This window comes from Microbulbifer mixtoriginis (SeqCode) (assembly GCF_052466715.1).
In genome coordinates this window covers 501,159-521,015 of sequence record NZ_CP174288.1, presented here as the reverse complement: position 1 = coordinate 521,015, position 19,857 = coordinate 501,159, and the positions used below count along the sequence as shown (strand labels likewise).

Genomic DNA, 19,857 nt, shown 5'->3' with positions numbered 1-19,857 from the left:
TCCATACTCCTGCAATGGTGTTTAACGGGCACCCCCGGGCCTATCAGGAAGAGTCGCCCGGTTATCTGGTTAATAAATTAGTCCGACCAGCAGAGGCTCCCATGCTAGATACTCTGATCCTCTCCCGAATACAGTTTGCGGCCAATATCAGTTTTCATATTCTCTTTCCCACCATCACAATAGCCCTCGCCTGGATTATTGTTTTCTTCAAGCTTCGCTACGACCAAACTGATAATCCTGTTTGGATGAGAGCCTATCGTTTTTGGGTAAAGGTCTTTGCCCTAACCTTCGCACTCGGTGTCGTTAGTGGCATCACTATGTCTTTCCAATTTGGTACCAACTGGCCAGGATTTATGGCACGGGTTGGCAATATCGCCGGGCCTCTCTTGGGTTATGAAGTGCTTACCGCTTTTTTTCTGGAAGCCACTTTTCTAGGTATCATGTTGTTTGGAATAAATCGTGTCCCCAGCAAAGTTCACACCTTCTCAGCCTTTGTAGTGGCTATTGGCACCACACTTTCCGCCTTCTGGATCATTGCACTCAATTCCTGGATGCAGACCCCATCCGGCTTTGAACTACGAGATGGTGTCGCCTACCCAGAGAGCTGGCTGGCTATTATTTTTAATGCCTCTTTTCCCTATCGCCTCACTCATATGCTACTGGCCTCGGGTCTCACTGCAGCCTTCTTTGTCGCAGGTATCTCTGCTTACCGGATACTTAAAGGTGACCCAAAGCGTGCACCGAGGCTAGCACTAAAAACCGGGTTGGTATTGGCAGCTGTTTTTATTCCAATCCAGATTTTTGTCGGCGACCTACACGGTCTTAACACTTTTAAGTACCAGCCGCAGAAAGTGGCGGCAATGGAGGGAGTATGGGAGACCGAAAGGGGCGCGCCACTATTACTATTTGCAATACCCGATGATGAGAAGAAGACCAATCATTTCGAGATAGCTATCCCCAAAATGGCCAGCTTTATTCTGACCCATGATTTAAATGGAGAAATAAAAGGTATCGAAGAATTCCCCAATGATCATCCGCCGGTTGCACCCGTTTTCTTCGCCTTCAGAATTATGGTGGGTATGGGGATATTAATGCTGGCTGTCGCCTGGGGAGGTTGCTACCTCCTCTGGCGGCGCAAAGAGCTACCCAACTGGGCGCTCAAAACCCTGGTAGGAATGACGTTCGCAGGTTGGGTAGCCACCTTAGCAGGCTGGTATGTCACTGAAATTGGTCGGCAACCATGGCTTGTGACCGGGGTTCTCAAAACCGCAGATGCCGTAACCCAGATTCCACCTTCCCATGTGGGCTTCTCTCTCACCCTATATCTGCTTGTCTATGTCATCCTGCTCTATGCCTATATTCACACCCTAAAAGTAATGGCTTTGAAATCGGTTAAAGTGGAGGAGTTTGAAACCAAAGAACCTCTCGCCGGTGGCAGCCTGACCAACCTACCGAAATCCACCCAAGAGCAATCCAAGGGGGAATCCCATGAATGAGGCCGCATCATCCGCAGCCTATTGGCTACCCGTTGTCTTTATCGGCCTAATGGGTCTAGCAGTACTGGTTTACGCCATTTTGGATGGTTACGACCTTGGGGTGGGTATTCTCCTCCCCCTGGGTAAGGAAGACGAGCCCCAGCGGGACACCATGATTGCCTCGATTGGTCCTTTCTGGGATGCCAATGAAACCTGGCTGGTGCTCGCCATCGGCCTGTTGCTTATCGCCTTTCCCATCGCCCACAACCTAGTGCTGATGCATCTCTATATTCCAGCAGCGATAATGCTGGTGGGGCTGATTTTGCGCGGTGTGGCTTTTGACTTCCGCGCCAAAGCGGCCGTGGGACACAAGCTCGCCTGGGACAGGACGTTTAAAGCAGGATCCATAATCACCAGCCTGGCCCAAGGTTATATGCTGGGGCAATATGTGATGGGGTTCCAGCCTGGCTGGCAGGCACAGCTTTTCTCTGCAGTCAGTGCCCTGGGGGTAACTGCCGCCTACAGCTATATGGGCTCGGCCTGGCTGGTATTGAAAACCGAGTCACTGTTGCAGGAACGGGCAGTACGCTGGGCGCGTCGGGCTGGGCGGGCGACTCTCCTTGGCGTAGTCTCAGTCTCCACGATCAATCCACTGGTCAATCCAGCCGTTTTTGATCGTTGGTTCAGCTATCCACTGGTGATGTTCGTACTCCTGATACCCACCCTGTGTTTTCTGGCTTTTATTTTTAATGACCTCCTGCTGGCCAGGTTACCCAAAGCCAACGATAGGCACAGTGCGCTGCCCTTCACATTGGTAGTGACTATTTTTCTGATGTGCTTTATCGGCCTGGCTTTTAGCTTCTTTCCCGACATAGTGCCTGGGCAGCTGAATATCTGGCAGGCAGCCAGTGCCACCGCTTCACTGAAATTCATTTTAGTGGGCGCCCTGATTGTAGTGCCGATCATACTGATCTATACGGCATTCTCGTACTATGTGTTTCGCGGTAAAGCTTCCGAACTTCACTACCATTAGCACAACCTTTTTCGAATTGTGTGGGATAGTAACACTTGATCAAAATTAATCCGCCAGCGCGGAACTATCCCACAATTCGAACAAAATCCCCTTGCTCCCCGAAATTGGTACGATAATAATCATCAATTCCAGAAGACAATTTTTTACAAGGAAGTAAAGCGCACTTCTGGCGCTTGCCAACTGCGCTTGTCTAAGGGGAGGTGAATTTGAACCAAATCGATCGACGTGCTATTAGCCGGCGCGACACTGCTAGTCCGCGCAAACCACAACGTAAAAACGGCCGTGAGAAGTATGAAAAGCTTCTCGACGCGCTGGAAACCCTCATTGCCGAGCAGGATTCCACGGACATAAGTCTAGCCAATCTGAGCCAGGTAGCTGGGGTCCCAGCTGCATCCGTGTACCACTTTTTCCCAAGCGTAGATGCCAGCCTTACCGCTCTGGCGGAACGTCACTACAAGTCATTTGGCGATGTGGTACTGGGGCACTCTGATTTCTCACCAGCGGATAGCTGGCAAGATATGCTCTACCACCTGTGCGACTTAGTGCGTAGCTATTACGAAGATAATATCTCCGCACTCAAAGTACACTACGGGCCACAGTCCAGCTGGGCTCTACGTCAATTACAGATGGAAAACAACTGGCGCTTGGCAGATACGTTGATTAAGAATCTGTCTCGCGAATTTGAGTTGCCTCCATCACAGGACTGGCGCGACCGCTTTATGTGCGCCATCAATATCAATGATTCGTTTTGTTCCCAGGCGTACTCGCGTTTCGGAAGAATTACCGAGGAAGCCGCCGCAGAGGGCAAGCGTGCCGCTGCAGCTTACTTAAAGTTGTATCTCGGAGAGCTGTTGCAAAGACGTCAGTTGCGCTTTGCTCCATTAGAAGCCTCCGCATAAAGCCTAAATTTTATTAATTAAAATTTAGATAACATCGACACACCTAGGGCCTGGCAATAATATTTGCCAGGCTTTTTTGTGTATCCTACCAACAAAACTTCCAATTAGTTAAATTTCATTTTTTATCAATATAAAAATTACGAATGCGGCAATACCGAAAGCCATTAACATTTCACCATCGCTTTCGCCTTACAATGTCATAAACGACACACTCAGAGTAAACTTCTGATCAATCACAAGCATACTCTCTAAAAAATGGCATTCTAAAATTTTCTTTTGTTAGAATTTTTCTTCATAAAGAATACCGCCTTCAAGAAATCCTATAATTGAACAACCTTTTCACACCTAAAAATTAGCCGCCTAATACGTTATCAGCTTGAAACAACGGGGGTAAATCATCGTCCAATAATTAGCAGCCCAGTCTGCTTCTTGGTGGTGATTTTTGTGACTTTAAATTCACAAACTAATATTAACCTTGATGTTTTAACTGAATGGAGGGGAGGTTTTTTATGTCCATAGCCGCGCATGAGCTGGAGTTGGATTTTCCCGAGTACGCCGATACTATCAAGCACCTGATCAGGAATGACGTAGAATTCAAGCTAGATAACGACCAGTATCGAAAACTGGATAAACAAATTAGAGGACTACAGGATAGTGGCATCGGCACTGATGACGATCACTATTCAAGACTAAAAAAACAACGTGCCTATCTCAAACAACACCTCTATAACCGTATTACTGATGTCATTCCCCACCATTAGTAGTTATTTTGCAAAATTAGCGGCGCCTCATCACCAATGCCGGCCATATAGAGTGGCTGAGTGATTAAGCGCCGCTATGCAACTCTTTCTGACTTACTCCTCCCCCTTTGCCCGAAAAACCCGAATTGTTATAGAAGAACTCAAGTTACACTCCCGCGTTAGTGAGGTTTTTTCTCACCCTTTTCACAATACAAATGATTTAATATCCAATAATCCTTTAGGTAAAGTTCCCTGCCTGACCTTAGATAACGGCAACGTTATTATGGATAGCGAAGTGATCTGTGAGTTCCTAGATAAACAACTTGGAGATGGCCACCTCAGCTCTGCGATAGACAATGACTGGTATTTAAAAACACTCTATAGTGTGTCCTCAGGTCTAATGGAGATCTTGGTTCACAGACAGGTAGAGAAAATTCGCGGGCGTGAAGGGCTTCAATCAGAATTTTGGTGGCAGCGCTACAACAGTGCAATCAATCGTACCCTGGATTTTTTTGAAGCCAGAGTCCTTCAATTTCCCCAGACATTTTGTCTTCTACAAATTGCGCTCGGCTCAGCACTTTCATATCTAGATTTTCGGCACGAAGACTTCAACTGGCGCAAAGATAGGCCACAACTAAGCGCCCTGTCAGAAATCCTCGAAGTACGAGAAAGCTTCAAAATAACGCCATTACGCGACTAACTTAGCTCTTAAATCTGTAAGTAAAACTTAGCGTCGCCAAGACTGCCTGCAATTTCAACTTAATTAAGCATGACTTAAATATTTTCAACGTATCTCCCTACATCACTTTTCTAGCAAAGACTGCATTTTGGCGGAGTAATGAGTTTTAACCATTTCTCAGAGCCACATAAGTTTCTCTAAACTGTCATATCCCGCCGATAGCCTGTGGGCTTTTTTAGGGCCTAATTATGTCTGACAGATCAAAAAGCCCCATTTGGATACTGCTGCATGCTGCATTAGCAATAGCAGTGATCTGCAGTCTTTTCAGTGGGTTGCGTATTGCCACACTCACTAAACCCGCCATTGCCTCAATTGAAGAACTGCTGCCCCAGGGAGAGGTACACAGTGTACATTTCTTCTCTGCACTCCTGCTTTCGCTGGTTGCCCTTTCTTATTTATACTCGAATGCTATTCGACTTTATCGAATTGAACAATCATGCGCTCATAAACAATGGAATTACCACCGAGTAGTCACCTGGGGGGGCATTAGCCTCATTGGCATCTCGTTGGCCAGTGGCTGGCTGCTCTTTACTGGGATAGGCCAGTTATCACTGGTTCGAACATTACATTTTTTCGCCGCGCTTGGACTCAGCGTCTATATTTTTCTACACACAGGCGTTTATCTACTGCAGTTCGGGCAAAGTGCTCTTCTCTATATCCTCAAGCCAGCCACAAACAGAAGAGTTCAACTGGCATTGCTATGTAGTTTGCTGCCCATCTTTCTGCTCGGCGGTTGGCTGCTTCTGACCAAATTTTCTTATTATCAACTGCCGGTAACCTCAATTCCTATCCATACGATCATTGATATTGATGGCCATGCCGATGAACCCCAATGGGCAAAAGCTCAGCCACTAAAAATCAGTACCGATGGCGGCGCAAATTTTTATCAGGGTCGTACTGATGTGCATCTCAAAGCTCTGCAAAATGGTGAGGAGATTTATTTTCATATTTCCTGGCAGGATCCCACAGAAAGCCTGACTCATTTACCCCTGATAAAAACGGATCAAGGTTGGAAGATCAAGCAGCAAGGCTTTGAGAATTTTGATGAAAAGAATTTCTACGAAGACAAATTTGCCTTGTTACTTTCCAGTCACTGTGACTTCGGAGGTGCTGGCACCGCCCATCTCGGACGTTCACCACTGGCAAACAAGCCATCAAACTGGCATGGCAAGGGGTATCACTACAGCCAATCGGGGCAACTTCACGATCTTTGGCACTGGAAAGCAGTACGCACTAATAAAATGTATCTGGCGGATGACAATTTTATCGGCGCGCCAGATAAAGTGCGTGCAGGTAAACGCCGCTACACGGCAGGTTACCAACAGGATGCAAAGGAATCCGGTGCTTATTTACTGAACTGGAAATGGTATTCCCCCACTGGCATCACTCCTAAACGCTTGCCTAGTGATGCTAATGTATTGGCTCCCTTTCAAAATGTTAAAGAAGGCCAGGAGCTTGATTGGACCATCTCCTGGTTTGATTACCAACCTTACTCAGCAGAAAGCGACCTGATAGCACCAGGTACTCTAATGCCTTCGGTACTTTATACCTCCAATCGCTTCGAGGGTGATCGTGCGGATGTTAGAGCCAAAGGTATTTGGCGTGATGGATACTGGTCGCTAGAGCTTGTACGCAAATTAAATACAGCCTCTCCCCTGGACATTCCTATCGAAGATGGCACCTGCCTGTGGGTTTCCGCATTTGATCGCGCACAAGTTGCCCACACCCGTCATACCAGAGCCATCCAACTGAATCTGAGTAAAGCGCTATGATCACGCGACTCTTTTTGATTTTTATTCTCCCCGCCTGTCTGATTGGTGCTGCCGTTATCCACACACCACAGGCTCCAAAACCGCAGCAATACCACCTTCTAAAAGTGAGCGCTGAGGGAAAAGTAATGGATACCTGGGAGGGCCCCTGGTCCTGTGTCTGCGATAGCCGCAGCGGTCTGCTGTGGGAGGTCAAGACAGATAGTGAGGACATTCACGATGGACGTTGGACTTATTCGCGACTATTAAACAATCAGGGCGTTGCCAATAATGGAGATTGTTATTTCGAAGCAGAGCGCTGTGACACAGAGGATTTAATCCGGCACACTAACCGGGAACAACTCTGTGATGCAAAACATTGGCGCCTGCCCTCCGCCAGCGAACTGCGTTCACTGGTGGCTCCAGACGTACAGCCGGGAAGCCCCAGTATCGAAACTGGATACTTCCCCAAAACCCAGCGCGGTGATTACTGGACCAGTGATGGCGACCTCCCCCTCGAAGGCATCTACTCCTATCTAAAAGTCGGTGGCGCAGCGGTCAATTTTATAAATGGGCAAACCGTCACAATTCCCTATCACAATGCAGCTTTCACACGCTTGGTAACCAATCGTTCAAGCATCTGTCACATCGTTCCCCAATAATTCCTGCGCGCCACCAACCTGCCCGCTCCAGGCGGTGGCCTCTCACAAAAAGTCCCAACTTTGCAGAGGAATTTCCGCAATGAGACGATATATAGGCCCCGCTCTCACTATTTCGACATTGTTGCTGGCAGTCAACGTCAGTGCCGCCACCAAACACTACCGCCTTGCCTGGGATGGCGATGCTTCCAGCAGTGCTGTCATCGGTTTTTCTCCAGATGGCAACAGCAGTAATCCCTATGTCAGCTACGGTTACTCCACCAATGAAAGCAGCTGGAACAGCGCATTTGTCAGCAATAGCGAAACATTCGATAGCGGTATCACCAGCCATTTTGTACGCCTGCAAAATTTGAATGCGGACTCTCCTGTTTATTTTCGTGTATGTGACCAAAATGGCTGTGGTGAGCGATTTTGGTTTAGGACAGCTCCAGCAGAAAACGCGCCTTTTGTAATAATTGCCGGTGGTGATACCCGCACAGGACATACCACTCGTCGCCAGGGAAATACTCTGCTAGCTAAAATACGCCCTCTCGCAGTGATGCATGGCGGCGACTTCACCAATGCCAATAGCGCCTCAGAAATGCGTGAATTCCTCGACGACTGGGAGTTGACTTACTCCAGCGATACGATTGATGGTTATAGCTACAAGCGAATCTACCCATTGATCCCCACTCACGGCAATCACGAAGATGATAATTACTCGACCATCTGCGAAGTCTTCGGCGTGGATTATAATGGCGATGGAAACTGTTCGCCCAGCGACACTTATGGTGCCGTGCAGGTGTCACCATTACTGCGTATTTACACCTTAAATAGCCAGTTTCAGAACAGTGGATGGTCCTCTTACGCCAGCGCAATGAATAATTGGTTGTCGAGCGATTTATCCAGCTATGGCAGCACTGCCAGCTGGCGTCTCGCCCAATATCACAAACCTATGTTCCCCCATTACAGCGGCAAGTCTGACAATCCCACTTTATTTAACTGGTGGGCGCAGTCATTTTACGACTATGCGATGAATCTGGTGGTGGAATCCGATACTCATCTCACCAAAATGACTGAGGCCGTGATACCCAGTGGCAATAACTTTTCTACCACCAACAACGGCGGTACCGTTTACGTGGGGGAAGGGAGTTGGGGTGCTCCAGCCCGTTCCGCTAACAATGCCAAAACCTGGACCATCGACATGGCCAGTATCCAGCAGTTTAAGGTCATCCAGGTGAGTGAAAGTGGACTGGTAGTGCGCACCGCACAGTTCGATAACACTGCAGAAACTCTGACTCGGGAGGCACGTGCCGCCGATCCACTCATCCTGCCAGATAATGTGAATTGGTGGAGCGCCAACCGCCTGGGGGAATCCATGAATTTGATCGCTAATAACGCTGGCCGCAGCGTGATTCAAGAGAGCTCAGATAGTAACGGCAGCTTTTCCCTACCAATAAGCGATGATGTGTTTATCTCCTCCCGTTACGCATCAAGTAATTTTAACCATGACTCCGAAGGACTACTGGCCGATGGGAGTGACCACACCTATGGGACACTCTACACACTGATTAAATTTGATCTAGGCAGTCTTTCCGGCTGCTCCTCTATCAGCTCTGCCACTCTGCAGCTGAATGTCACGAATCGATCGGGTAGCACTTTCGGTATCTACCAGGCCGCCAATAACTGGAGTGAGGAAAACGCCACCTGGAACTCTGTGGGGGGCTCATCGGTACGTGGCAATCTGGCAGAGAGCTTTGTGCCTTTTTATAAGGGTTTAGAAAGTATCGATCTTCTGTCTTCCGGGCTTCTCAATAGTTGGCTTAGCGGTATAAATACCGGGCTTGTTATTGCCGCGCGCAATGGTATTAACGGTGTAGACTTCACTTCCAAGGAAAGCGGCATGTCACCGGCACTCAAAGTTGAGGCTACTTGTAACAATTTTGCTCTAAAAGCGAAGCCGGCCGCTTCCACTTATCAGGGACTCATACCGCAACGAGTAACGGGTGATATGAGGCCCGACAAACTGTTGCCCACCTTGCCCGGCATCTCCCAATTAAGGGGTCACCAGGTTGAAGTTCCTATCAAACTTATCGAAGAGTCTGCCAAACTGGATCAAAGCCAAAGGATTGCCGCGCACCTTTAAGCGCCCCTCCTTGATCATGGTGGGAGCACCGACCAAACCACTGAACATCAGTCGCAGGTCGGTGCTACTTAGTGCCAGACTCGCTGAAGGATCTTCACTGTGTCGACCTGGATAACCGTGTAAAACTCCATTTTTAACGACCACTAAGTATTTATTTTTGTTGTCCGTCATCTCAATATTTAAGCGGATATCCGCATCCGCCGCCTTCTCCCCATTGAGGCGCACCGCCATGGCATCGAATAGAAGTTGTAGAGGCACCCGCGCAACAATTTCTTCCGGCGGCTGCATCTCCTCACGGAACTCAACTCCGTGGCGTAACTCCCTGGCACCGCTTAAATAAAAATTGCGCCAAATTCCAGACTCCGCCTGATACCCCAGCTGTTCGAAAGCATCCGCCAATAAGTAACGTGCCTCCTGATTTTTTGGTTCAGCAAAAACCAAGTGCTTTAACACCATCGCCACCCAACGGTAATTTCCCTGGGAAAAATCCTGCCGTGCCTGCTTCATTATTTCTTCTCCCCCCCCCATATACTCTACATAGTGAAGCGCGGCTTCTTCCTGAGGGAGTGGGTGTAGATTGGAAGGGTTCCCATCAAAATATCCTAGATAACGGTTGTACACCGCTTTTGCGCCCACATTGACCGTACCGTAATAACCCCGGTTAGCCCAGGTGTGGGAGAGCGCCTCTGGCAATTGTATTTGTTCGGCGATTTCGATCATGTCGTGGCCATGGTTAGCCAGGCGTAGAGTCTGATCGTGAATATATTTGTAGAGATCTCGCTGCTTTGCTAGGTAATCCAGCGCCTCATTATTTCCCCAGGTGGGCCAGTGATGGCTACTGAAAACCACCTGGGTATCTCCACCAAATTTTTCCATGGCTCTCTCTATGTAACGACTCCACGCCAGCGCATCCCGAGTTTTAGCACCGCGAAGCGTATAGATATTATGTAAAGTGTGATTAGCAATCTCACTCATACATAGGGCATTAAACTGGGGAAAGAAGAAGACCATCTCAGTGGGAGCTTCGGCTCCAGGGGTGCTCATAAAGATGATATCTACACCATCTATTTTCATCTCTGCCCCTTCTTCGGGAATCAACTGTGTAGGCGTTGCAATACCATGCTCTCCATCAGACACGCGATTGCCAAGACCCGAGGACACAAATCCATCTGGGCTGGATGGTAACAGGTCCCCAAATTGGTAGAGCGCCCGCCGCTGCATCACATTGCCCGAGCGTACATTCTCGCTGATTGCCTCCTCGGAAAATCCGTCAGGCGCGATAATTTCCACACTCCCTTCGGCTAGCTGTTGCATGGTGAGAACTCCCGCCACACCGGCAAAATGATCCGCATGGCTGTGGGTAAAAATTACAGCGCTAACAGGCCTATTGCCTAACGTCCTATTAGCCAGAGCCAAGCCAGCAGCAGCTGTCTCCATAGAGGTTAGGGGATCGATAACAATCCATCCCGTTTCCCCTTTGATCAAGGTCATATTGGCTAGGTCTAGTGAGCGAACCTGGTAAATCCCTTCAACAACTTCAAACAACCCATTGTTCAAAGCATTAAGTTGAGCCTGCCGCCAAAGACTCGGATTAACTGTATCCTTTGGCGTCCCATCTAGAAATTGCATCTGAGCCAGTCCATAGACCTCCCTTCCCATAGCGTTTGTAACCTGTGCTCCCGGAATCGTGGCAATAAACCCACGTTTGGCTAGCTGGAAATCCAAGTCATTGGAGAAAGGCAGTTGCTTCTCTACAGACAAGTTATGCGCTTTGGTGACTTTGCTCGCCGGCTTAACTTTGGCATTCAGTTCCTCAGAATGTTTGTTCGCTTTTTGTGAATATTCACCACAAGCCATCAATAAAAGACAAAGCACCCCAAAAATAAAAAAAATACGCATACAGAATCTCCTTATAAATCATTGCCATAGGCTTAGCCCTAGAATAAGAAAATAGAATCATGGGCTAGCACACCTGAACGCAACAACTTATCTCTGCGTATTGAGGTGGTCTTGTTTTAACTTCCCAAAGAAGCTACCGCTCACATATCATAAAAGCCACTAATATTAAAAAATAGTGTTAGACACCCACATTTATTTCGCCATTTTCAACAATTAACTCTTTAAAGAAGCTAAACAGCCGAATAAATTACATTCAATCTTGAGAAATTATTAACCAAAGACACAGCTGATTAATACTTATAAAATCACGATAGATAAATACGAATAACGTCCAATATCGCCCCCAAAAAACCGCGCTAGCCAATATTATTTATTTTTCACTCACTGAAAATAAACATTTTCTCAGCTGCTTGATCCGACAAAGCTCGCAAAAATTACGTCGCCAATATAGGCTATATACCTCTTTAAATTCGTAAGAAAGACCAAATTAAAAAGCTGTAATCTGCATTCCTTATCCTATGGAGATGATTGCAATGCGATTCTATAGAGCTTCACTCGGTACCGCTCTTTTCATCACACTGTCATTATTGGCGTCAAATACGTATTCTGCTGAGGAGGAGGTAGTGACCGATCCCGTCACCCGCCAGGGCCCTAAGGACTTCCAACCTAAATCAAACCAATTCTGGTGGCCCAACCAGCTGGATCTGCGCCCCTTGCGGCAACACTCCCCAAAGTCTAACCCCATGGGAGGAAACTTTAATTATGCCGAGGCGTTTAAAACACTGGATCTCAAAGCAGTAAAGAGTGACATTGAAACGCTGTTAAAAACTTCCCAGGAGTGGTGGCCTGCGGATTATGGGCATTATGGCCCCTTTATGATCCGAATGGCCTGGCACAGCGCAGGTACATACCGGGTTAACGACGGACGCGGAGGCGCAGGGGGGGGGCAGCAGCGATTCGACCCTCTGAATAGTTGGCCAGATAATGCCAATCTAGATAAAGCACGGCGTCTGCTGTGGCCTATCAAGCAGAAATACGGCGCCAATCTATCATGGGCTGACCTAATGGTGCTCACTGGCAACGTTGCTCTTGAATCCATGGGATTTGAGACCTACGGCTTTGCCGGTGGCCGTATAGACGACTGGGAGCCAGATCTGGTTTATTGGGGCCCGGAAACAAAGATGCTGGCCGATGAGCGCTACACCGGTAATCGCCAGTTAGAAAGACCACTGGCGGCCGTTCAGATGGGATTGATTTATGTAAACCCAGAGGGTCCTAACGGTAATCCTGATCCCAAGGCTGCGGCTATCGACATTCGTGAAACCTTTGCCCGTATGGCCATGAACGATGAAGAAACGGTTGCTCTGATCGCTGGTGGCCATACTTTTGGCAAGGCTCATGGCGCGGTAAAAGCTGATTGCTTAGGCCCAGAACCGGCAGCAGCCCCAATTGAGCAACAGGGACTGGGCTGGAAAAACAAGTGTGGTAAGGGTAATGCCGATGACACAATGACCTCTGGGCTTGAAGGGGCTTGGTCGGCCCTTCCTATTAACTGGAGCCAACAATACCTGGATAATTTATTTAAGTTTAACTGGGTAAAAACCAAGAGCCCCGCTGGTGCAGTACAGTGGATCCCCGATGATCAAGCTGCGGCCAACTTGGTGCCAGACGCCTTTGATAAAAACAAGCGGCATGCACCAATAATGTTTACCACCGATTTATCTTTAAAGTTTGATCCCAGTTACCGGGAAATTGCCAAGCGCTTTCAGGAAAATCCTGAGGAATTTAAACACGCTTTCGCCAAGGCATGGTTCAAGCTGACTCACCGCGATATGGGCCCTCAAGCGCGTTATCTGGGTGTGGAAGTTCCCAAAGAGGATCTGATCTGGCAAGACCCAGTACCAAAAGTTGATCACCCTCTAATAGATGACAATGATGTCGGCCAACTTAAAACGAAAATCCTCTCCTCAGGCCTTACCGTGCCTGAGCTGGTAAGAACGGCCTGGGGCTCTGCTTCGACTTTTCGCGGCTCAGATATGCGTGGAGGAGCAAATGGCGCACGTATACGGCTGAATCCCCAGAAACAATGGCCAGTCAATGACCCAGAGGAACTTGCCAAGGTTCTAGCACAGCTAGAAAAAATTCAGCAAGAGTTTAACAGTGCCCAATCTGGGGGTAAGAAAGTCTCTCTCGCCGACCTTATTGTTCTCGGTGGCACTGCTGCTGTTGAGAAAGCAGCTGCGGATGGGGGGCAAAAGATCAGCGTTTCTTTCAAGCCCGGTCGTACCGATGCAAGCCAGCAACAGACTGATGTTAATTCCATCGCCATGCTTGAGCCCACAGCCGACGGCTTTCGCAATTATTTCAGCAGTAATAATAGCCGTACACCCACCGAGATGCTGGTGGACCGCGCCAGTCTGTTGACCCTCACTGTACCAGAAATGACGGTTTTGATTGGCGGTATGCGCGCGCTGAACGCCAATACTGATGGATCGAAAAACGGCGTCTTTACCGATAAACCAGGAACACTCACTAACGACTTTTTTGTCAACTTACTAGACATGTCCACAGTATGGAAAAAATCCGATAAAGCAGAGGGGGTTTATGAGGGTAGCGACCGCAAAACCGGTAAGGTAAAGTGGACGGCAACCCCTGTGGATCTAATCTTTGGCTCCAACTCTGAGCTCAGAGCAGTCGCTGAGGTCTATGCCTTCAATAACTCTCAGCAGAAATTCGTGCAGGATTTTTCTAAAGCCTGGACTAAGGTAATGAATCTGGATCGTTTTGACACTGCTAATCAGTAAATAGTTCTTACGATAATTACTTCAAGGTAAACCAGCATATCAGCCGGTTTACCTTGCCTCTTTTACCCACATCAAACTTTAATCCAAGTTTGCAAAAATTATTTCTCCTTCAATAAATTTCAACTGGTGCGATGATATAACTCTGACATCCTTATAGCCGACTGCAAATAATTTATTTGCCAATCTTTTTGCCCGTGTGCCACTTTTGCAGTAAACTAATACCATCTCGTCAAGACCTATTGTTAAATGCTCTCTCATTTCATCGAAATCACCTAGAGGGACATTAATTGCACCGTTTACATGTCCAGCCTCAAACTCCCCCACTGTTCGCGCATCAACTAGAGTCAATAGGGATTGGTCCTGCATATAAGCAGATAGTAGTTCTGCTTCAACTCCCACCATTTCGCGACTTACTTCCTGTGACGGCATCTCTTTTTCAGTTCCAACACCAGCACATCCAAAAAAACTTATCAATGCAGCTAATACAATAAATCTACCACCAATTCTATTCCACATAATTCACCCTAACCCAATATATTCCTGAACAGATCCACCAAAAATCACTTAGTAGATTATTTGCACTCCCAATTTCCTCAAACAACATAATCCATGAGAAAGAAAGTAAACAAAAAATATCAATCACCAAAAATGATTGAACACAATATGAGACAAATAGAGATGTTCTTGGGATGATTGGAGACTTGGTACAAAAAATGTAGAAGGAATAAGGATGGTATCAGTACTTCACTGATCAAACCCCAAGCTTTATTTACCTGGGGACCTGATATACAGAAAATAATATAACTAAAATTAGCTATCTTTGCGTAAATGTCGATCAAAGAAATCTCTGATCATTGTGTACTGGTGAATCCGAGTTTGTTTACCGCGCAAACTATGCTTCTTGCCAGGGTAGGTCATCAATTCAAACTGCTGGCCATTATCCTGCAGCTGTTTGATCAGTCGGGTGGTGTTAGTAAACAAGACATTATCATCCGCCATACCGTGATAAATCAACAGGGAGCCCTTAAGTCCCTCAGTGTACGGAAAAACTGATGAAGCCTGATAGGCATCCGCATCGGTATCGGGGTTCCCCATATAACGCTCAGTATAATGGGTATCATAAAGGGACCAATCGGTAACAGGAGCACCGGATACACCTGCCTTAAAATAGTCACCCGCTTTAAACATACTCATAAGAGCCATATAGCCCCCATAACTGTGCCCAAAGATACCAATATTCTCACTATCGACAAAAGGTAGTGTGCGCAAAAATTTCACCCCAGTAACCTGATCTTCAATTTCAGGGCTACCCATATTTTTAAAAATGGGGTTCTCAAAAGTCGTTCCGCGGTTAGCAGAACCTCGATTATCCAGAGAAAAAACGACATACCCTTGCTGGGCCATAAACTGGTTAAAAGCTTTATCCCAGCTATTGGTAACTACCTGAACATGGGGTCCACCATAGACATAAACCATAACCGGGTAACGCTTTGATGCATCAAAATTAGCTGGCTTATAAAGTCGATAATTAAGCTGATGCCCCAGAGGGGATTCAATGGTACCGAACTCAGGAGTAATCCAATCAGCTTTGTAAGGGTGTAAAGGGTGCCCATTAATAACCACATTTTCTTCCAGCCAGGTCGTTAGTTCGCCACTGGCATTATGCAAGCTTACTTGAGGCGGGGTATTTACACTGGAAAATTTATCGATATAACCCGAGGCATCTTGGGAAAACTCGATATCATGCATTCCCTTCTTGCTGGAGATACGTTGTATCTTTCCATCCCCATTGAATGGCGCTCGATACAAATGTCGCTCTATCACAGTATCTTTACGCCCGGTGAAATACACCAAGCCATGATTCTCATCAATCGCTTCAACTTCATCCACTACCCAGTCACCCTGAGTGATCTGGTTCAACAATTTACCACTTAGATCATAGAGATAGAGATGTTTAAAACCATCTCTCTCTGAAGACCAGATAAATTGATCTTTATTCTCCAAGAAGTGAAGATCATCATTCAAATTTATCCAGGTATCACTGGACTCAATCAACAGGGTATTACCAGTGTTCGTCTTCAGATCAAAAGCACGCAACTGCAACTTCTGTTGATTGCGGGACTGCCATTGATAAGTCAGTAGATTATCGCGCGCCCACTGCACGCGAGGAATATAAATATCCTGCTCATTACCAAGGTTTACCCAGCGGGATTTACCGGTTTCTACATTCAGAATGCCCAGCTGAATTTTTACATTCGCTCTCCCTGCGGCGGGATAGCGTTGCTGAATCAGGTCAATGCGATCAGCATAGATTTCACTGCGAGTCACCTTATCCACCGGAGACTCATCCACCTGCAGAAAGGCGATATGACGGTCATCTGGTGACCACCAGTATCCGCTCATGCGCCCCATCTCTTCCTGAGCAACAAATTCGGCCATACCATTTTTAATAGGCCCGTGGCCATCACTGGTTAATGCACGCTCTTTACCATTCTTTAGGTCAACAACCAAAATATCCTGGTCGCGAATAAAAGAAACATAACGCCCTTTAGGGGAAACCCGCACATCGGTTTCGAAAGTTTCAGTTTCAGTTAAGCGCCGCGCGGATTTACTATCCAGGCCGTAGTAATAAACATCTCCAGCTAACGGAAATAACAGGGACTTACCATCTTCCGACCAGCTGTATTCCATAATGCCACTGCCATAAATTCGCTGGCGCTCGCGTCGGGCTTTTTCTTCATCGGACAATTCCTCATGACCACTGTGCAGGCTATCGGAATTCACCAGGATACGGGACTCTTTATCGGCAATGTTATATTCCCACAAATCGTAACGGTTATAGTCTTCATCGCGCCCCTTCAGAAAAGTTACCCGACTACCATCGGGAGAGTACTCAAGGGCACGGGGCGCTGTGCCTCCAAGGGCCGGATCGGAGAATATTCGCTCAATAGTCAACGTATCCGCGGAACAGAGTCCCGCAAAGGTTGTACAGCTAAGTAGGGCAAGCAGTTTTCTTTTCATAGAAGGGCTCTTTGTTTTAGTGTTTTATGCTAGGCGCAAATCTGCGTTAAGAAAGGCGTTAAACCACTTTCTCTGCAAGCAACAAAGTCCTTGAATTCTACAATGTAATCTTCAGATAACGGAGGGTATCAAGCTCTCTTTCTGAATTTAACAGAGTGACAATCAAACCTTCTGAAATTATCTTACTTTACCGTCATTTACTCTGCATCATCGATATTCGCAGTGCCTGAAGACAATCTTGGGGCTGGCTTTTGGCGAAACAAAATCAATAAGAAGAACCAACTTACTTCTTCTATTAAAACAGTTCTCACCTCCTTCCATAACAATTTGCCGCCAAAGATATCCAGGTCGCAGCTCTTCCCAGTTTCCACCGCGAACTCAATCACAATCGATCCATTTACTTATCTAATTCTGAGGGAGACTCTATAGTCGGAGCAGGCAAGTTGATAGAGGAACCATCTCAATATGCGGCGATGAAAAGAGTAGCCTCCCTAGTAAATCAGGTAATTTAAACCAAAAAAAACCAATTAAAGAGCACAAAAAGCCTTACATTGATTCAAAATTCCTGAATAAATTTTATTTTGAAAGAGTATTTTCGATTTCAGTAAACTACTGTGTGCGGCCAATGATTAATAGGTCCTCGGGGCCAATCTCCCCATATAAGTAACCTTTTCCTGATCCCTAGCCTAGAAAATACCAAAACAAAACACTCCCTCTTGCATTCCAAGACGATCGGTCATATATTGACCACCAGTTAATAGACGACCGGTCTAATATTCATGGCTCGACCACGTAAAAGCGAAAACACCAAAGAAGCACTGCTAGAAGCAGGCACCGCGATGCTGACCAGCCAGGGATATCACGGCACTGGTATCAAGCAGGTCTTGGATGCAGTAGGTGTACCCAAAGGTTCGTTCTACAACTATTTCCCCAGTAAAGAGGCCTTCGTAGCCAGCATTATTCACCGCTACGGCCAGCAGATTGATGCGGAACTAGCGCAAACGATAATAAACCTCAATCAGGCACCCGGCTTGATCCAGCTCTGGTGCTGCTTTCATAACCGTGTTCAAAACAAAGTAAAAGTTGGTCAGTCTTGTGCCTGTCTGCTCGGAGCAATGTCGGCCGAGGTAGCCCAGGCCAGCCCTCTTTGCCGTGGAGCCATTGAATCTGTAGAGAACAGGTGGCTGGAAAATCTTCAGTCGATATTACATTTGGCCCAAGATCAAGGAGATCTACGCAGTGATGTCCCCGCCAATAACCTTGCGACACTGTGTTATAGCGTTTGGCAGGGCAGTATTCTGCAATACCAGGTATCCGGTAATCCCAATGATTTACTCAGACAACTACGGACTTTTTTTAGCACCTTGGTGACGCAACAAGGAGCACAAACACTGGCCAGCACTAAAACTTACAGGCAGGACATTCATTTTGAAAAATAGTATCAACGCCTTAAAAAACACCGATCGAGCTACACCTCTCGTTCGTCCACTGAGTATTCTGCCGGGAACCAGTGTGAAAAACCGCTTGTTTAAATCTGCTATGAGTGAGCAATTAGCGGATCCCAATCATGCCCCCACCGAGGAGCTGATTCACTTATATCGCACATGGTCAGAAGGAGGCACAGGTTTACTGGTCACCGGCAACGTCATGGTTGATCGAACAGCTCTGGGTGAGCCGCGGAATGTGGTATTAGACGAGAAGTCGGACCTTTCCCTATTCCGGAAATGGGCCCAAGCCGGGCGCCAAAACGGTACACAAATCTGGATGCAATTAAATCATCCAGGCAAGCAAACACCCAACTTTTTAAGTACCGAACCCGTCGCACCTTCTGCAATTCCATTGGCTAATGGCTTAGAGAAGACGTTCAACCGCCCGAGAGAACTCACTGAAAATGAAATAGTAATTATCATTAAAAAATTTGCCTGGGCCGCAGCACAGGCGAAGGAATTTGGATTTACTGGGATTCAGATACATGCTGCTCATGGTTATCTGATCAATCAGTTTCTATCCCCTCACCACAATCGGCGAAATGATCAGTGGGGAGGTACCTTAGAAAATCGCTTACGATTTTTACGCGAGGTGTATAGCGCTATTCGCGAAGCGGTTGGTGAAGATTTTCCGGTAGGCGTAAAACTCAATTCAGCAGATTTTCAAAAAGGTGGATTCAGTGAAGAAGAATCCATGCAGGTTCTGAAAGCCTTACAGGATGAAGGTATTAACTTAATTGAAATCTCCGGCGGCAACTATGAAAACCCAAGTATGGTTGGTGCCAATGTGAAAGAAAGCACTATCAAGCGAGAGGCCTATTTTCTCGATTATGCAGAAAAAGCCCGTGCACAGTTGCAAATTCCTGTCGTAGTCACCGGTGGCTTCCGTTCCGCAGCTGCCATGGAGGCCGCCCTTGTATCAAATGCCGTGGACATGATCGGCCTAGCCCGCCCATTAGCGGTTGACCCACGGCTATCGCACAAACTGTTATCGGATGGCAACCATAAGATAACATTGAAAAAGCTCACCACAGGTATTCCCAGACTGGATTTTATGGCTATGCTGGATGTCACTTGGTACGAACAACAGCTGGCCCTTATTGGCAAAGGAAAGCCAACGAAACCAAATATGAGTGCTTGGACCTCAGTATTAAAAACGCTGACTGCTGTCGGATTGCTTTCTTTTCAGAGGCGACGAGCCTGATAAAACTTTATTGCGCCTAGGAAA

Annotated in this window: 15 protein-coding genes; 11 read left to right on the top strand and 4 right to left on the bottom strand. The window is 47.0% G+C overall.

All coding sequences use genetic code 11. The annotated features are described in order from the left end of the window. Nucleotides 1-101: 101 nt before the first annotated feature. From ACJJH9_RS02440 to ACJJH9_RS02405, 8 genes are all read left to right on the top strand, one after another. Nucleotides 102-1,496, top strand: a complete 1,395-nt coding sequence (locus ACJJH9_RS02440) for a cytochrome ubiquinol oxidase subunit I (RefSeq protein WP_444924177.1) — start codon at nt 102-104, stop codon at nt 1,494-1,496. After that, the gene (locus ACJJH9_RS02435; protein WP_252083302.1) at nt 1,489-2,508 is read left to right on the top strand and encodes a cytochrome d ubiquinol oxidase subunit II; all 1,020 of its coding nucleotides are present in this window, start codon (nt 1,489-1,491) and stop codon (nt 2,506-2,508) included. The genes ACJJH9_RS02440 and ACJJH9_RS02435 overlap by 8 nt, the downstream gene beginning before the upstream one ends. Before the next feature lie 206 nt (nt 2,509-2,714). Beyond that, on the top strand, nt 2,715-3,407 hold the full coding sequence (locus tag ACJJH9_RS02430) for a TetR/AcrR family transcriptional regulator (protein WP_252083303.1): 693 nt from the start codon (nt 2,715-2,717) through the stop codon (nt 3,405-3,407). A 509-nt stretch (nt 3,408-3,916) separates the two neighbouring features. Continuing rightward, complete coding sequence (locus ACJJH9_RS02425) at nt 3,917-4,168, top strand: HP1242/YdcH family protein (RefSeq protein WP_252083304.1); 252 nt, start codon at nt 3,917-3,919, stop codon at nt 4,166-4,168. 76 nt (nt 4,169-4,244) lie between these two features. Next, nucleotides 4,245-4,847 carry a glutathione S-transferase N-terminal domain-containing protein gene (locus tag ACJJH9_RS02420; RefSeq protein WP_444924176.1) on the top strand — a complete coding sequence of 201 codons (603 nt, stop codon included), beginning with the start codon at nt 4,245-4,247 and terminating at the stop codon, nt 4,845-4,847. Nucleotides 4,848-5,074: 227 nt separating this feature from the next. Beyond that, on the top strand, nt 5,075-6,658 hold the full coding sequence (locus tag ACJJH9_RS02415) for an ethylbenzene dehydrogenase-related protein (RefSeq protein ID WP_444924175.1): 1,584 nt from the start codon (nt 5,075-5,077) through the stop codon (nt 6,656-6,658). Further along, nucleotides 6,655-7,296, top strand: coding sequence for an Lcl C-terminal domain-containing protein (locus ACJJH9_RS02410; protein WP_444924174.1), 642 nt, complete (start codon nt 6,655-6,657; stop codon nt 7,294-7,296). Before ACJJH9_RS02415 ends, ACJJH9_RS02410 begins: the two co-directional genes overlap by 4 nt. 79 nt (nt 7,297-7,375) lie before the next feature. Next, entirely contained in the window at nt 7,376-9,418 is a 2,043-nt protein-coding gene (locus ACJJH9_RS02405; RefSeq protein WP_444924173.1) for a DNRLRE domain-containing protein, read from the top strand. Here the strand turns inward: ACJJH9_RS02405 and ACJJH9_RS02400 are convergent. Further along, nucleotides 9,329-11,317, bottom strand: a complete 1,989-nt coding sequence (locus tag ACJJH9_RS02400) for an alkyl/aryl-sulfatase (RefSeq protein ID WP_444924172.1) — start codon at nt 11,315-11,317, stop codon at nt 9,329-9,331. The genes ACJJH9_RS02405 and ACJJH9_RS02400 overlap by 90 nt on opposite strands. 533 nt (nt 11,318-11,850) lie before the next feature. Here ACJJH9_RS02400 and katG point away from each other — a divergent pair. After that, nucleotides 11,851-14,121, top strand: a complete 2,271-nt coding sequence (gene katG, locus ACJJH9_RS02395) for a catalase/peroxidase HPI (RefSeq protein ID WP_444924171.1) — start codon at nt 11,851-11,853, stop codon at nt 14,119-14,121. 78 nt (nt 14,122-14,199) lie between these two features. On the opposite strand, the gene ACJJH9_RS02390 is transcribed toward katG, so the two are convergent. From ACJJH9_RS02390 to ACJJH9_RS02380, 3 genes are all read right to left on the bottom strand, one after another. Beyond that, nucleotides 14,200-14,637: a rhodanese-like domain-containing protein gene (locus ACJJH9_RS02390; protein WP_444887194.1), complete on the bottom strand. Its 438-nt coding sequence runs from the start codon at nt 14,635-14,637 to the stop codon at nt 14,200-14,202. A 294-nt stretch (nt 14,638-14,931) separates the two neighbouring features. After that, nucleotides 14,932-17,142, bottom strand: a complete 2,211-nt coding sequence (locus ACJJH9_RS02385; protein WP_444924170.1) for a S9 family peptidase — start codon at nt 17,140-17,142, stop codon at nt 14,932-14,934. A 197-nt stretch (nt 17,143-17,339) separates the two neighbouring features. Continuing rightward, nucleotides 17,340-17,528: a hypothetical protein gene (locus ACJJH9_RS02380; protein ID WP_444887196.1), complete on the bottom strand. Its 189-nt coding sequence runs from the start codon at nt 17,526-17,528 to the stop codon at nt 17,340-17,342. Between the two features lie 393 nt (nt 17,529-17,921). Between ACJJH9_RS02380 and ACJJH9_RS02375 the strand changes: the two genes are divergently transcribed. Both ACJJH9_RS02375 and ACJJH9_RS02370 read left to right on the top strand, forming a co-directional pair. Then, nucleotides 17,922-18,581, top strand: coding sequence for a TetR/AcrR family transcriptional regulator (locus tag ACJJH9_RS02375; RefSeq protein ID WP_444924169.1), 660 nt, complete (start codon nt 17,922-17,924; stop codon nt 18,579-18,581). Continuing rightward, nucleotides 18,571-19,833, top strand: coding sequence for an NADH:flavin oxidoreductase/NADH oxidase family protein (locus ACJJH9_RS02370; RefSeq protein ID WP_444924168.1), 1,263 nt, complete (start codon nt 18,571-18,573; stop codon nt 19,831-19,833). Before ACJJH9_RS02375 ends, ACJJH9_RS02370 begins: the two co-directional genes overlap by 11 nt. Nucleotides 19,834-19,857 lie beyond the last annotated feature (24 nt).

What these genes read in the sequence shown, in the direction of transcription:
- ACJJH9_RS02400 (WP_444924172.1), bottom strand. Translation starts at nt 11,317, where the DNA reads ATGCGTATTTTTTTTATTTTTGGGGTGCTTTGTCTTTTATTGATGGCT.
- ACJJH9_RS02425 (WP_252083304.1), top strand. Translation starts at nt 3,917, where the DNA reads ATGTCCATAGCCGCGCATGAGCTGGAGTTGGATTTTCCCGAGTACGCC.
- ACJJH9_RS02410 (WP_444924174.1), top strand. Translation starts at nt 6,655, where the DNA reads ATGATCACGCGACTCTTTTTGATTTTTATTCTCCCCGCCTGTCTGATT.
- ACJJH9_RS02390 (WP_444887194.1), bottom strand. Translation starts at nt 14,637, where the DNA reads ATGTGGAATAGAATTGGTGGTAGATTTATTGTATTAGCTGCATTGATA.
- ACJJH9_RS02385 (WP_444924170.1), bottom strand. Translation starts at nt 17,142, where the DNA reads ATGAAAAGAAAACTGCTTGCCCTACTTAGCTGTACAACCTTTGCGGGA.
- ACJJH9_RS02415 (WP_444924175.1), top strand. Translation starts at nt 5,075, where the DNA reads ATGTCTGACAGATCAAAAAGCCCCATTTGGATACTGCTGCATGCTGCA.
- ACJJH9_RS02420 (WP_444924176.1), top strand. Translation starts at nt 4,245, where the DNA reads ATGCAACTCTTTCTGACTTACTCCTCCCCCTTTGCCCGAAAAACCCGA.
- katG (WP_444924171.1), top strand. Translation starts at nt 11,851, where the DNA reads ATGCGATTCTATAGAGCTTCACTCGGTACCGCTCTTTTCATCACACTG.
- ACJJH9_RS02440 (WP_444924177.1), top strand. Translation starts at nt 102, where the DNA reads ATGCTAGATACTCTGATCCTCTCCCGAATACAGTTTGCGGCCAATATC.
- ACJJH9_RS02375 (WP_444924169.1), top strand. Translation starts at nt 17,922, where the DNA reads ATGGCTCGACCACGTAAAAGCGAAAACACCAAAGAAGCACTGCTAGAA.
- ACJJH9_RS02405 (WP_444924173.1), top strand. Translation starts at nt 7,376, where the DNA reads ATGAGACGATATATAGGCCCCGCTCTCACTATTTCGACATTGTTGCTG.
- ACJJH9_RS02435 (WP_252083302.1), top strand. Translation starts at nt 1,489, where the DNA reads ATGAATGAGGCCGCATCATCCGCAGCCTATTGGCTACCCGTTGTCTTT.